Annotated in this window: 18 protein-coding genes; 9 read left to right on the plus strand and 9 right to left on the minus strand. The window is 61.5% G+C overall.

What is annotated here, in order from left to right; genetic code table 11:
* Together B4N44_RS01940 and B4N44_RS01945 are read right to left on the minus strand one after the other, a co-directional pair.
* A partial coding sequence (locus tag B4N44_RS01940) for a dihydroxy-acid dehydratase (RefSeq protein WP_296696350.1) occupies positions 1-363 on the minus strand: 363 nt, incomplete at its 3' end.
* 535 nt (positions 364-898) lie between these two features.
* The gene (locus tag B4N44_RS01945; protein ID WP_296696352.1) at positions 899-1363 is read right to left on the minus strand and encodes a cupin domain-containing protein; all 465 of its coding nucleotides are present in this window, start codon (positions 1361-1363) and stop codon (positions 899-901) included.
* Between the two features lie 202 nt (positions 1364-1565).
* Between B4N44_RS01945 and B4N44_RS01950 the strand changes: the two genes are divergently transcribed.
* A complete protein-coding gene (locus B4N44_RS01950; protein ID WP_296696355.1) occupies positions 1566-2495 on the plus strand; it encodes an alpha/beta fold hydrolase in 930 nt (309 codons plus the stop codon).
* Positions 2496-3032: 537 nt separating this feature from the next.
* On the opposite strand, the gene B4N44_RS01955 is transcribed toward B4N44_RS01950, so the two are convergent.
* Positions 3033-3446, minus strand: a complete 414-nt coding sequence (locus tag B4N44_RS01955; protein ID WP_296696358.1) for a type II toxin-antitoxin system VapC family toxin — start codon at positions 3444-3446, stop codon at positions 3033-3035.
* Entirely contained in the window at positions 3434-3718 is a 285-nt protein-coding gene (locus tag B4N44_RS01960) for a hypothetical protein (protein WP_296696361.1), read from the minus strand. Before B4N44_RS01960 ends, B4N44_RS01955 begins: the two co-directional genes overlap by 13 nt.
* 447 nt (positions 3719-4165) lie before the next feature.
* On the opposite strand from B4N44_RS01960, the gene B4N44_RS01965 reads away from it, so the two are divergent.
* Positions 4166-4495 carry a type II toxin-antitoxin system PrlF family antitoxin gene (locus B4N44_RS01965; RefSeq protein WP_296696364.1) on the plus strand — a complete coding sequence of 110 codons (330 nt, stop codon included), beginning with the start codon at positions 4166-4168 and terminating at the stop codon, positions 4493-4495.
* Positions 4492-4998 (plus strand): type II toxin-antitoxin system YhaV family toxin, encoded by a 507-nt coding sequence (locus B4N44_RS01970; protein ID WP_296696366.1) that lies wholly within the window; start codon positions 4492-4494, stop codon positions 4996-4998. Before B4N44_RS01965 ends, B4N44_RS01970 begins: the two co-directional genes overlap by 4 nt.
* A gap of 442 nt (positions 4999-5440) precedes the next feature.
* Here B4N44_RS01970 and B4N44_RS01975 read toward each other — a convergent pair whose 3' ends face one another.
* From B4N44_RS01975 to B4N44_RS01995, 5 genes are all read right to left on the minus strand, one after another.
* Positions 5441-6715: a pilus assembly PilX family protein gene (locus B4N44_RS01975; RefSeq protein WP_296696368.1), complete on the minus strand. Its 1275-nt coding sequence runs from the start codon at positions 6713-6715 to the stop codon at positions 5441-5443.
* A 48-nt stretch (positions 6716-6763) separates the two neighbouring features.
* The gene (locus B4N44_RS01980) at positions 6764-7405 is read right to left on the minus strand and encodes a PilW family protein (RefSeq protein ID WP_296696370.1); all 642 of its coding nucleotides are present in this window, start codon (positions 7403-7405) and stop codon (positions 6764-6766) included.
* A 131-nt stretch (positions 7406-7536) separates the two neighbouring features.
* Complete coding sequence (gene pilV, locus B4N44_RS01985; protein ID WP_296696373.1) at positions 7537-7947, minus strand: type IV pilus modification protein PilV; 411 nt, start codon at positions 7945-7947, stop codon at positions 7537-7539.
* Positions 7935-8432 (minus strand): GspH/FimT family pseudopilin, encoded by a 498-nt coding sequence (locus B4N44_RS01990; RefSeq protein ID WP_296696391.1) that lies wholly within the window; start codon positions 8430-8432, stop codon positions 7935-7937. The genes pilV (B4N44_RS01985) and B4N44_RS01990 overlap by 13 nt, the downstream gene beginning before the upstream one ends.
* Positions 8429-8851 carry a type IV pilin protein gene (locus B4N44_RS01995; protein ID WP_296696376.1) on the minus strand — a complete coding sequence of 141 codons (423 nt, stop codon included), beginning with the start codon at positions 8849-8851 and terminating at the stop codon, positions 8429-8431. Before B4N44_RS01995 ends, B4N44_RS01990 begins: the two co-directional genes overlap by 4 nt.
* A gap of 750 nt (positions 8852-9601) precedes the next feature.
* Between B4N44_RS01995 and B4N44_RS02000 the strand changes: the two genes are divergently transcribed.
* From B4N44_RS02000 to B4N44_RS02025, 6 genes are all read left to right on the plus strand, one after another.
* The gene (locus tag B4N44_RS02000; protein WP_296696377.1) at positions 9602-10228 is read left to right on the plus strand and encodes a type IV pilin protein; all 627 of its coding nucleotides are present in this window, start codon (positions 9602-9604) and stop codon (positions 10226-10228) included.
* A 13-nt stretch (positions 10229-10241) separates the two neighbouring features.
* Positions 10242-10736, plus strand: coding sequence for a GspH/FimT family pseudopilin (locus B4N44_RS02005; protein ID WP_296696381.1), 495 nt, complete (start codon positions 10242-10244; stop codon positions 10734-10736).
* Positions 10733-11290, plus strand: coding sequence for a type IV pilus modification protein PilV (gene pilV / locus B4N44_RS02010; RefSeq protein ID WP_296696384.1), 558 nt, complete (start codon positions 10733-10735; stop codon positions 11288-11290). Before B4N44_RS02005 ends, pilV (B4N44_RS02010) begins: the two co-directional genes overlap by 4 nt.
* Positions 11291-11293: 3 nt before the next feature.
* Positions 11294-12424 carry a PilW family protein gene (locus B4N44_RS02015; RefSeq protein WP_296696386.1) on the plus strand — a complete coding sequence of 377 codons (1131 nt, stop codon included), beginning with the start codon at positions 11294-11296 and terminating at the stop codon, positions 12422-12424.
* Positions 12425-12429: 5 nt separating this feature from the next.
* Positions 12430-12969 (plus strand): pilus assembly PilX N-terminal domain-containing protein, encoded by a 540-nt coding sequence (locus tag B4N44_RS02020; protein WP_349681053.1) that lies wholly within the window; start codon positions 12430-12432, stop codon positions 12967-12969.
* A 21-nt stretch (positions 12970-12990) separates the two neighbouring features.
* A partial coding sequence (locus B4N44_RS02025; protein ID WP_296696389.1) for a hypothetical protein occupies positions 12991-13459 on the plus strand: 469 nt, incomplete at its 3' end.

The raw sequence follows: 13459 nt of genomic DNA on the forward strand, positions 1-13459 counted from the left end.
GTTGGAGATGCAGACCAGGGCGTCCGCGCAGTGGGCGTTGGCCATGTACTCGACCGAGTCCGCGATCACCTCGCGCGAGGGCAGCGAATAGAGCATGCCGCCGTGACCCATGGCGATGCCGTCGTCGACCGCGATGGTGTTGAACTCCTTCGCCACGCCGCCGGCGGCCTCGATCTCGCGCGCGACCAGTTGGCCCAGATCCTTCAGATGGACATGGCCAGGGACGAACTGGGTGAAGGAGTTCACGACGGCGATGATCGGCTTGTCGAAATCCCCGTCCGTCATACCGGTGGCGCGCCAGAGCGCGCGTGCGCCGGCCATGTTGCGTCCATGGGTGGTGGTGCGGGAGCGGTACTGGGGCATGTGAGGCTACCTGGGCGGGGAGGATCGGATCCGCCAAGTATACCCGGCTGAAACGCGCTCGGTAGGGCATGGCGGGTTCGGAGTTTGGGTTTGGCGGCGTGCGGCAACTGATCCCGGCAGGGGCGCGTTTCAGGATATTTGATTCATCATCTTGAACCGCGTCCCCGCCGGGGTCGAGGGAGAATGCGAGCTTAAGATCTGCCGCAACCCGCACGTGCGGGCACGAGGACGCGGTTCAACAACACTCCGTCTCGAGGACGTCGAGCTCGGCGATCAGCTCGGGCGCGTCGAGGCGATCGAGCAGGTCGCGGATGTCGTCGAGGTTGATTCATCGTGCTCATCCGCTTTAAACCGCGCCCGGTGCGGTATGCGTCATGTGGTGGATGGCTTGGCCGCGCCGGCTCCGACGACTGTCGGAGCCGGCGCGGTTTAAAGTATTAAAAATCTTAATTTCTAAACCGCGTCTCACTTGGATCGAGGATATCTCCGAAGCTAAACGAACAGTGAAAACGACGCATGTGGCTCTGGACGCGGTTTAGTTGTCCTGCAGAACCCTGGTCGGCTGGCCGACGTTTCCCGCGTAGAAGACGATCAACTCCACCGGCTCGGTCCCTTCGTTGCGGCCCTGATGGACCTGATCGACCAGCTCGATGATGGTGTCGCCGGCCTTGAGATGGAGCCTTTCGCCGGTATCGCTCACGACGGTCAGCTCGCCCTTGAGCATGACGCCCGCGTTGATGACGGGATGCAGGTGCGGCGGCAGCTCCGCGCCGGGCGCGATGAGGTATTTGAGGATCGTCACCTCGGGTTGCCCGGTCCGATAGGCGGGCAGCGGGGTGCCGTTCCAGCTGGTGTGCGATTTGGCCAGGGGCTCGACCTGGACCCCGCTGATCTGATAGGCGAGCGCACCGTGACTGACCAGCACGGCGGATAATCCGGTCAACAGCAGGCCGAGTGTGCGAGGGCGTGACAGCAGGCCGAGTGTGCGAGGGCGTGACATGAAGACTCCTTGGGGATTCGGGTTCGGGCTTCTTAAGCCATACAGGCTCGAGGACGATCGCGGCGCCGACGATCCGGCCTCGGCGCCCCGACGCCTCGGCGTATAATCGCGCAACACTGCAACGCATTCAAAACGGCCCGTGGCGGCGCCTGCCGACGACGGCCGCCCACCATCGACAATTCCAAGGCGGGGAGATATCACCATGACCGGAGAGACCCTGGCAGCAGCCAAGCCTAATCGCGATCGAAAGGGGCGGGGGATCCGTCTCGGCGAGGCCGTCGAGGCACCGCGTTCGCAGTTCACGAGCGCAGACGGCTGGCGGATCGCCTATTACGCCGACACCTCCGCCGGCGGGCGCCCGCTGGTGTTGGTCCACAGCATCAACGCCGCGCCGAGCAGCTACGAGGTCAAGCCGCTGTTCGAGCACTATCGCTCGCAGCGCACCGTCTACAGCCTGGATCTTCCGGGATTCGGCCAGTCCGAGCGTCGCACGGCGGGCTATACACCGGAGCTCTTTGCCGACGTGCTCAAGCAGTTTCTGGAGCAGGTCGTCGGGCAGCCCGCCGATGTCGTCGCCTTGTCGCTGAGTGCCGAATTCGCGGCACGCGCGATCGGCACCACGCCCGGCTCCGTCGCCTCGCTGGCGCTCATCGCACCGACCGGCTTCAGCAAGCGTGTTCCGCCCGGGCCGGGATTCGGCCGCATCGTGCACCCGATCCTGAAGACCCCCGGACTGAGTCAAGCCCTCTTCGATCTCGTCGCATCCAAGCGCAGCATCCGGCACTACCTCGGACAATCCTTCGTCGGCGAGCCGACCCGGGAGATCCTCGACTACGCCTACGCCACAGCGCATCAGCCGGGAGCACGACACGCCCCGCTGGTCTTTCTCTCCATGCAGCTCTTCACGCCCGCAGCGAGCGATCGGCTCTATTCCAAGCTCACGGATCTACCCGTGCTCGCCATCGCCGACCGCGACCCCTACATCGACTTTGAGCGGCTCGACGACTTCGTCGCCCGTCACCCGAATTGGTCCCGGCAACGGTTGGCACCGAACATGGGCCTACCGCAGTGGGAACGCTTGCCGGAGACCGTTGCGGCTCTGGATGCCTTCTGGTCGAAGTCGGGCGGATAGGGTAGGTTTGCACCGGCGACGACCCTTAGGAGCCGTTCAATAATAAGTGATCCATCTTAGCCCCTCTCCCCTCGCGGGAGAGGGGTTGGGGAGAGGGGGAGTGAAGAACCAGAATGGCTCAGTTGTTTCTGAACCGTTACTTAGTGACGATTCAGAGACGAGGTGGACGAATTGATGCGCGCGTAGGATGGGTAGAGCGTCAGCGAAACCCATCCTACGTGTTTCGGTTTTTTTGATTGTTTCTGATCTGTCGGCCGAAGCCCGCGTGGAGGGAAAGCGCCTGCACCCTTTCGCTGCAGACATCACTCCGTAGGGTTCTGGAGACCGCGTGTGATCGGATCACAGAAGGCCATGTTCACGACCAGGCAGATCCCTTCCGCCCACAGTATCCGGCCCAGACAGTCGATCGGCCATGCGTCCTGTCGCACGGCCGAGGCGCGTGCTCGCTGTTCCGGGGGCGCGAAAAGAGCTCAGACCCTTTTGGCCCGACCAAGAAAGCTCGGTCGAGTCGATGGGGGCGCGAGGAAGGGCATCGGATCATCCAAACGGGCACTCGACACGCAGGCCGGGGATCTGTTTGAAGTCATCCCGATTGCTGGTCAGCACCGCAAACCCATGGGCAATGCCCGTCGCGGCGATCTGCAGCTCATGAACGCGGCCCTTCATCTGGCCGCGCGGTCGCAGGAAATGGGCATAGAGTTCCGCGTAGACCCTCGCGACCGCCTCCGTGAAGTCCAGCACAGGCATGTTCCCGATCAGTCCCTCGACGAAGGCCGCGCGTTGCACACGCTGGGTCGGAGTGGCTGCCAAATGGACCCCGGCCAAGAGTTCCGAGACGCTGATGGCGGCGATGTAGCCCTCGCCGTAGTGCGCAAAATCCGCCAGGTGCTCCAGCGCGAAGCGCCCGTCCTGCGCATCGATGAAAACATTGGTATCGATCACGAGTCCCATGGCGTGTCCGGAAGATCTCCCGCCCGGCGGATGAGTGTCAGATCGTCAGCCATGGCTCGGTCGTCCGCATCCAGCTTGGGCAGGGATGCCAGCAACTCGCCGAGTCGGGAAATGGGGTAGCCGGCCTTCGCCGGCGGACTCAGCTCGGCGACCGTCTGACTGCCCTTGGTGATGGCCAGCCTTCGGCCCGTCAGCCGCACCCGGTCGATCACGACCGAGAGATTACGCACCAGCTCTGTCGTCGTGACACTTTCCTTGAGGTCGAATCGCATAGTGCCGCCGGGGCCGGATCAGGCCGTTCGGGTTCGTCGAAGAATCTGCATTGTGCGAATAATATGTATTTTCCGCAAGGCCAACAGGCGCGCTTGATACCGAGCCGCTTCATGCGCTCCCAAAGGTTCTGGTTTGCCCGCGATTTTGCTCGGTTCTCGTTGTCGTCATCGACCGCGATCACGACAACGACTGGATTCGGTGCTCGACTTCGGTGATTTCCGAGAAAGCCCGTCTCTGGCGAGACCGAAAGAAGCCACCTCGCCGTAGGCGCGTGGTTTGCCCGCGCAAATCATGGCCTGAAGCCCGCCGATGGTGGGATCGGCGAGGGCGGGCGCGGTCGGCGACCGGGTCACGGTCGATGTGGCCGAAGGCAATGCATCCGCATTGTCTCGGCAAGGGCGCTGCATTACCATTCAGGGTAACCACCTCTTTAACCGACAAGCGACATGCCCGCCACCCTCGAAGTCGAATCCACGCTGACCGACCGCTACCAGACCACGGTGCCGGAGACCGTGCGTCGTGCCCTGCGTCTCGGCAAGCGAGACAAGATCCACTACAGCATCCGCCCCGGCGGCGAGGTGGTGCTGACCCGCGCTTCAGGCCCCAAGGGCGATGATCCGGTCCTCGAACAGTTCCTGGGATTCCTGGCACGCGACATTGCCGCCCACCCCGAGCGCCTGCAGGCCGTGGATGCTGGCTTCGTTCAGCGCTTGCAAGCCCTGGTCGGCAACATCAACGTCGATCTCGATGCTGCCTTGTCGGCAGACGATGAATGAGTGCGGACAAGCCCCCGCACCTGGTCATTCATGGCTGGACGGTCTTCGCGCATCCGCTATTCCTCAGTCAGATTGACGCGCTAGCGCGCCAGGTCGAGTCCATCAAGCCGAAGGACCCGGTCGGCTACGCGAAGAAGAACGCCAGCAAACGGCTTGCGGCCATCACCAGATTGGCGTTCGACGTCATCCCGCAAGATCCGGCGCGGCCGGAGTACCGACAAGGCGACACCCTTGGCGAGGATCACAGACACTGGTTCCGGGCCAAGTTCTTCCAGCAGTATCGGCTGTTCTTCCGCTACCACGCTCAAGCCAAGGTCATCGTGTTTGCGTGGGTCAACGACGAGGACACCAAGCGCGCCTATGATCGCAGTGACGACGCCTACCGGGTGTTCCGACAGATGCTGGAAAGCGGCCAACCGCCGGAGGACTGGGGTCAACTGCTGGCCGAGGCCCGCGTGGAGGGGCAGCGCCTGCAACGTTTCGCTGCAGACATGACTGCGTAGGGTTCTGGAGACCGCTTGTGGTCGGATCGCAGAGGGCCATGTTCACAGCCATGTCGATCCCGTCCGCCCAGGGTATTCGACCTCGGGGTACGCCGACTTCAGTCGGCAACTGGGGGAGACCTGGGGGAAGGCGGACTTCAGTCCGCCGAGTGGGTGTGCTCGGGCGACTGAAGTCGCCCGTCCCCGGTTTGCATGGATCCCGTGGACCCCACGGTACCGGGCCGGACTTTCTGGAATGTCGCAAGGAAAGACCTGACCCCGACGCACCTCCTCAGTCCGACGCCCCTCGATGCTTCTGGATGCTGCGCGATGCTGCGCGGTTTGCATGAATCCCGTGGACCCCACGGTACCGGGCCGGACGTTCTGGAATGTCACAAGGAAAGACCTGACCCCGATGCTGCGCGATGCTGCGGGGGAATGCTGAGCGAACATCTTGAACCACTCAGCCGAATTTTTCTCGCCAAACTGTGGGCATCGCCGGCTGGCCTGGCACTGCCGGCTGGCCTGGCACTGCCGGCTCCCCCCCCATACCTGATACTAACCCCGAAGAAAAACGGTCGACCTGAATGTAGGTAAAGTTCCCGCCTCTTTCGATATTGCCACGTGTCACGATCGACCCTCTTAGCGTAGAGGCACCCTTTTGAATGACGTTGCCATCAGCCCAATAAACGCCTTCGGTTTTGTTATTCTCTGAAAACTCAATATTCCCGCTGGCGATGATCGCCATATTAAGCTCACCCGTCGCATTCAAACTCGACGCGCCCTTGTTTGTGACATTTCCTGTCGTCAAAATGGTTACGTTTTGATAACTGCCGCCCGCAAGTGTAACGTCCCCATTACAAAAATAGATTGCGCCTCCCCCGTCTCCACTTGGGATCGTACAGGATTGAATCACTCCTGGGCGATTTCTAGCCGACTCAATATATTCGCTTGCCGATGGCACTTCGACTTCCGGAGCCCCTGAGACCACTCTGCCAGTCGCTGGGGTCGCCCCTCTGAACTCATTGTTACCCTTAGCAGTGATGCGAGATTCAATCGTTGTCGACGTCCCGGTGTCATCGATGACCGTTCGATCGGTGAGCTCGTTTGCCTTCGAGGTTGGTTCGACATTACCGTTGGCGTGAGCACTGCCTTGAAAGCTTGCTTTGCCTTTGACAATGATATTCCCGCCCGAGAGCAGTCCAGAGTAGAACGCAGGGGGAAGCCTCCCTGGCTGCCCGGGCTGCGCGGGCTGCCCGGGCTGAGCGGGCACTGGGGCGACTGGTGCGCTAACTGTCAAGACAATGGCGGTTTCGGCCAGAGGTTGGCTGTCGACAAGCGCCAGTCCGGTGATCGTGACTTGGACCTGGTTCCGGGGATCGTTCGGGGCGAAGTACGTCCACTGCACGTCGCTGATCCAATAAGCGCCATGATGCTCGCCAGTCGAGGCAGCTTCATCTTCAGTATCTGGCAGGTCGAAATCGGGGTCCTCGCTCCACGAGTTCCGCCAGGTCGCAATACTGCTTGCATCCTGCGCCCCGATCCAAGCTAAGAACTCGCTGGCTCCGGCCTCAGCAGCCATCTGCGAAATCACTTTGTTATGATGATTCGACGCCATGCGATCATGGATATGGTTACCGCGCATGATTGCGATCGCGCCGATGCTTCCGACCATGATCAGGATCAGGCCGATGATCAAGGCGGCGCCGCGTTGTTGGCATGATGGTGATTGCAGCATGTTATCTGACCTCCAATCTCTTTGTCGGCCTTTCCGGAAGTGGTCCGCTCATTGGCAGGCGAGAACACGACATCGCATCGTCGCGACGAATCGCGTTTGTACATTATTGGGTGCGTTGGGACGGCGCAGCCGAATGGTGACTTCGACAGAGCTGGCATTCGCGGCAGTGGTGCCGTTTTCTAACAGGCTCCCAAGGTCGTTGTTAGTGTTAGTCACCGAAGGTCTCAGCAATCTAACGATGAATCTATCGTCCGCGTCGGCTGCGTTCGATATAGGCCACTCCATCAGGGTCTGAGTCTGATTCGGGTTGTCGACGATGCACTCCAGCACCCATAACCCCCGTTGCGTGTCCCGTCTCAGCGCGAACCGATTGGTTTGAGCGCTAATTGGCTCGGCGCCCACGCAATTGCGCAAACCCGTCAGGTTGACTGACGGGTATGACACGACGAGCGTCGAGGCGCTGGTGGCCGCATCGAAGCTGAACCCATCACGAACGACTCGAGTAATGATCTGACTCACGTAGCGGAAGTCATCCTGCGCGAGCTGGTATTGCTCCGTAGTCCGTCCGACGGTCTGGTTGGCCGAGAACACGGCGATGGCACCGCCGATCACTAGGATTCCGATGGTCGAGGCGATCAGGAGCTCAGTGAGGGTGAGGCCGCGTTGCAGGCGATGAGTATGGGCATTCATAGCGGGCTGGGGCAAAAGGGGTTGCGGGGGTTGGAGGTGGATTGGTTATCCCAATACGCCCGTGGTGGGAGTTGGACCGAAAAGGTGAAACCTTCGAATGCGGATTGCCCGGCCCCCAGCTCGTGCTTATTCTAGATAATGATGTATCGGAATTCCAGGCTTCTGGTACTTGGGTCGAAAAAGGCTTCATTAATAGGAGGCTCGAAGTCGACCTCTCGCAGTGGTTCGAGTCCGGGCGGCTCCTGGGGTTGTTTCCATTGAGCAACGATTCCTTCCACAGCTTTGACCGCGTCCTCTGGGGGTGCTCTGTACAAGATACACGCAGCCGCCCAAAACCGCTCTCCGAGATCGACCGCCTGGATGGTCGCCTGGGTCAGATTGTAGCTATCGGAGGCGGTCTTCAGCGCCGTCGTTTGCAGCGCGGCAATCCCGAGCAGACCGATACTGATCACCAGGATGGCGATCAGCACCTCGATCATTGAGGCGCCGCGCGCCGATCTGACGTTCTGGTCCGATCGCAGATGAGGTTTCATAACGAACATGCTCTCGGCTCCGTCACGACCTGGCCGCTCGACCGAATCCGGATGCAGCGCTGATCGCTGGTGTTCGCGAGTTCAATAGAGGCCCCGCTGGCGAGGTTACTCGCATTGCCAGGCGGATCAAACGCGACCGCCTGCAAGGTCGTCGTCACAGTCAAAGACGGATGCAGAGCCGGGGCAACGCGGATCCGTCCAGCCTGGTTTGTCGGGTCTTCCGTGACGATCCAGCCGGTCGCCCAATTGACGGTACCCGTGGCGCACGTGGACGCATTGGTGCTTGGGCAGACACGCGTGATTACGCGCCGAGTGACCGCGTTGCTGCGGGCCATCATGAGCGCACCAAGCAGATCATTCGTCGCGCTGGTCAAGCGGTTACGCTCCAACAGAGTCTGAAAACTCGGGACGGCGATCGCGGTGAGGATCGCCAGGACGGCCAGGGTGATCATGAGCTCCAGGAGGGTGAAACCGGCGAGGCGACGGGCGCTCATGGCCAGCACTCGGCCACGTTCCCGGTCGCCCCACGCTGCCCAAGGTTATCGAGCGTCAACGTCCCGCAGCCGCGCCAATCCTGAGGTGCGACCGGTTCGGCGCTCAGGGTGAAGGTTCGCGCCGTTTGTGCGGTCACCGAGATGTTGTACCGGACCGCGCCGGTTCCCGTGGGCGAACGGGTGAGTCCCGAAGTCGATTCGAATAAGGCCGCGGTTGGATACTGATTCGAGATCACATATTGACGCTCCATCCACTGCGCCGCCTCCATCAAGACCGTCTGGGCCTCGAACAGTCGTGATCGGTTGACATGGTCTCGATAGGACGGATAAGCCACGGCGGCAAGGATGCCGACGATCGCCACCACGATCATCAGCTCCAGGAGTGTGAAGCCCCGGGGGCGAGGCGATGGATCGGTCACAGTGGGCTCCGGGGGCTGGGTGCGTGAGGACGTGAGGGCGTGAAGATGTTGCCGCAAGATATACGCCATGCTGCGCTTCTTTGTCGACTGTTCGAGCTGTCGTCACGCGACGGGCGGTTTCGAGCGCCGGATGTGTTCGTGCGGGTGAACGGACGAGCCGCGTCGGTGCGTCTGGAATCCAATCCGTGGCGCTTAAACCGCGCCGCCTCGAGCGGTCGTCACGTCTGCCGGGGCCGATCCCATCGAAACACATCGCAGATCGCGCCGGGCGCGCTTTAGGATCATTCGCTCCGCGATGCCGCGCGTGAGCGATATCCCGACGCAGCAGCGACGATCGGACCGACGGGCTCTGAAATCGAGGCGTGTCCGCTCACTCGACCCGCTCAGTCGAGCGCTCCGGACAAATTGGTCAGGATGAGACGTAACGCGCAGCGGGATGCCCGGCGGCGGGGTGAGCTTTGCTTCTCGGTGCGCTCGTCGACTCCGAGGTCACGCCCAAGGCCGCGCAGTATCGGTATGATCACTCGGCGCCGGCCTGCTGTGACCGACGACACTGTTTCGGCTTCGCGCTGAGTCCTTTTTTGCTCGTTCTGTGCGCTCGCTCGCGGATGCCGGACCGATCCCCTGCCACACTTCAAGTTGAGATCGGGGATCCCGAAGGTCCCCGAAGACGATTCCCCGGCAGGGGAGACCCCCATGGAGCGAGGTCCTCCTCGGCCGCCGGACAACGACCGAGCAGCGAGCGACGCCATGATCAGATCCGCACATCGACCGCCAACCGACGACCTCGGCAGCGGGCGGCTTCAGGGGAGCATCCCTGCGCCGGCGCTGCCCCTTGCTGCATCGATCCAGAACCAGCGCATGCCCGCGACACCAACACCCAGCGGCCCTCGCCATTGGGCGGAGGGGAAGCGGACGTGCCTGGACCCGGCACTCTGCGCCGCGTGGGCGTCGCAGCCGCCGGGTCCGGGCGGTCGGAATCGGGCAGCCCGCAAGCGCGGTTTCACCCTGATCGAGCTGATGATCACGGTCGCCATCATCGGGATTCTGGCCTCGATCGCCTATCCGAGCTATCAGCAGTATATCCTTCGCTCGAACCGCGCCGAGGCACAGGCTTATCTGATGGATCTTGCGCAGCGTCAGCAACTCTTTCTGCTCGATGCGCGGCGTTATGCGAGCTATGACGAGTTGGGTCTCGCCGCACCCGACAAGGTGGCGAAATTCTACGATGATCCTGTCATCGTCACGGACACCAGTCCGCCGGGGTTCACCATCAGCGCGACGCCGAAGGCCGGTACGCCCCAGGTCAAGGATCTCGGCGGCGTCGCGCTGAGCATCGATCACGCAGGCGCCAAGACGCCCACTGACGCCTGGTAAGGTGGAGCAGGCCATGAACGTGACACGCCCGAACCGTCACACAAGCGGCTTCACCCTGCTGGAGCTGATGATCACCATCTCCATCGTGGCCATCTTCGCGGGGATCGGGGTGCCGTCCTTCTCGCGACTGATCGCCGATCAACGGGTTCACGCCGCGGCTGGCGAGCTTCAGGCCGCGCTCTGGCGCACCCGCGCCGCGGCCATCCATCTCAACCGTGATGTCACGCTCGTCCCTGCCACCATGGACGGTGGCTGGGAGTCGGGTTGGGTCGCCTATCACCCGACCGACAAGACGCGGGAGTTGGTGCACGCCGACCCGCCTCGAGCGGTCACGGTGACGAGCCAAATTTCGAGCCTGACCTATCGTGGCTCCGGCCGCCTGCGTGGACAGGCCGGCACCATCACATTCGAGATCAGCTCGAAGCGGGATCAAGGCGCGCAGCAACGCTGCTTGCGCATCGATCCCGGCGGACAGCCGATCCTGATCCGCGAGGGCTGTTCAGGATGACCGCATCGGGTCTCGGGAGCGCGTCCGAATCCGGCTTCACGCTGGTCGAGATCCTCGTGACCGCGGTCATCATTGCCTTTGGTCTGCTTGGTCTCGCTGGGCTCCAGGCGCGAATGGCGGCGACGCAGATGGAAGCCTATCAACGCGCGCATGCGCTCGTCCTCGCCGAGGACATGGTGGCGCGGATCAATAGCCAGCGCAGCTCGGCTAAATCCGAAAGATATGCCCCGCTCGGTGGCATGACGGTGGTTGAGCCCACGCACCAGGATTGCGAGGATGGCGACATCCCGACACGCGATCTGTGCGAATGGCGACGCGCCCTGGGCGGCGCCGACGCTGCCGATGGTGACAAGGGCTTTCTCGGCGCACTGATCGGCGCGCGCGGCTGTATCGAAGGGCTCTCGGGCGATCCCGTTACCTTGCGCGTCAGCGTGGCCTGGCAGGGCTTGACCGAGACACGGGCGCCCGCGCTGCCCTGCGGCGAGGATGGCTATGGCAACGAGGCCAAGCGCCGCGTCCTCGCGATCCGCGTGACCCTGGCGGATCTCAATTGAGGCATGGCCAGGTCCTGTGACAGCGATCGTCAGCATGCCCTAGCCCGCGCGTCGGAAGGTCGCCCGAACAGAGGGCTGCCCCTGAGCATCGCGTCGCCCGTTCGGCATCGACCGCAACCGAGAAGACCCCTCGGCTCCATTGCTCCAGATATCCGGCGGAGTGCGGCGGGGTTCACGCTCCTCGAGCTGATGATCGCGATGACCATCGGTGTCTTCTTGATCGGCGCACTGGTGGTGGTGCTCGCCAACAACAGCCGCACCCGCTATGAGCTCGAGAAGTCGATCGGACAGATCCAGAACGCGCGCTATGCCTTGCAGGTCTTGAGCGACGATCTCGTGAATGCTGGATTTTATGGCGAGGCGATCATCGACGACACCTTGGCTCCAAGCACTGTCATCTGCGCGAATCTCGACGAGATGCAGCAAGCAGCGACACTGCATGCCTCGATCCGTGGGTTGGACAATGTCACGGCCAATCAACGTCCAGGTTGCGCGGAACGCGCCCTCGAAGGGACGGATATCATCATGGTGCGGCGTGCCAGTACATGCGCGAGCGGAAACACAGGATGCGAGCCCTTCGTGGCTGGACTCCCGCACATCCAGAAGCCGGTTTGTACAGACTCACCGCCCTTCATCATCGGCAGCCAGGCATCGACATTCGTCGGCACGACACAGCCCTGCAATGCCGAAACGCCTACGCTCGCCCCGATCTATCGCTTACAGAATCATCTCTATTATGTCGAGTTGCGCGCGATCCCATCATACGAGGGTTTGGTTCCGACATTGATGCGGGCCGAGCTGACCGCGGACGGCTATCAAGGTATTCCAATCGCGGAAGGGATCGAGCATCTGCATTTCGAGTATGGGATCGATACGAATCGCGATGGCGAGCCCGATGAATATTTGACCGCCAAAGGGATCGATGATGGCGACCCTGCTGACTGGCTCAATGTCGTCGCCGTTCGCGTCTATCTCATCGCTCGCAACCTGAGAGCAACGCATGGATACCAGGACAATCGCACCTACCAGCTTGGCGGCTGCCAAGTGCCCCTCGGGGAAATTGACAGAAAATTCAAGCGTCAAGCCTACAGCACCACGGTCCGCCTCAACAATATCGCGGGTCAGCGAGAGTGAGCGTGATGAGAGCGCCCAATTCAACTCATTCACGGCGATCCGTTCGCGGCGCTGTCTTGGTCATTGCGCTGATCATGCTGGTTCTCACCACCTTGATCGCCGTTTCAGTGTTCGAGATGGGGAGCAGCAATCTCCTGGTCATCACGAATCTCGAAGACCGTTCTCAGCTCGAAAACTCAGCTGAAGCCGCGATCGAAACACTCATCCACAGGCAAGCGGGTCAATCAGGACTCTTCGTGAGCTGCCCCGTCAATTTTCCACCCGACAGTCAAGAATTTGACCTCAATGGCGATGGCACCTCGGATGTGCGTGTCGATTTTGATCAACCACGCTGTGTCGGCACGACGCCCGTGAAAGGCAACGATCTCGATTGGCTTGATCCGACGGATCATGCCTGCATGGATCCACGCTGGCCTTGCATCTGGCTGATCTGTGACATCCGCGCCACCGGGCGCGATCTCGCATCGGGCGCCGAGGCACGCGTGCGCCAAGGTGTCCGTGTCCGCGTCTTGAACGCCGATCTCGCAGTCGCCTGCCCGAATTGATCAAAGCGGAAGGAGTCGATCATGTCAATATCCGGATTGAATCGAAACATCATCGGTATCACGCTGCTCACGCTGCTCACAAGTCTCGCGAGCCACGCCGAGGACATCGACATCTTCGTCGGCGGCACCGGCACTGAAACCGGCCTGCCGACTATTCTCTTCGTGCTCGATAACACGACCAACTGGTCTGCGCAAGATCAGCAATGGGAGAACGGGATAACACAAGGTCAAGCCGAGGTCCGCGCCATCCGCAACGCATTATCTGGTTTGACGGACAAGGTCAATGTCGGACTCATAATGTATGCGACCCAGCCTCAACAATCCACCACGGATAGCGGCTATGTGCGCCATGCTGTCAAGTTATTGAATTCGGGCAACCAAGCTGCGCTGAATACGAAACTCGATAGTATCTATAACAACATCGATGCGCCAATTGAGAAACTCAATGCCAATCCGAAATTCGGCGAGGTGATTAGCGTCGTGCCTCAGC

It is taken from the genome of Thiocapsa sp. UBA6158 (genome assembly GCF_002423035.1).
Taxonomy (GTDB): domain Bacteria; phylum Pseudomonadota; class Gammaproteobacteria; order Chromatiales; family Chromatiaceae; genus Thiocapsa.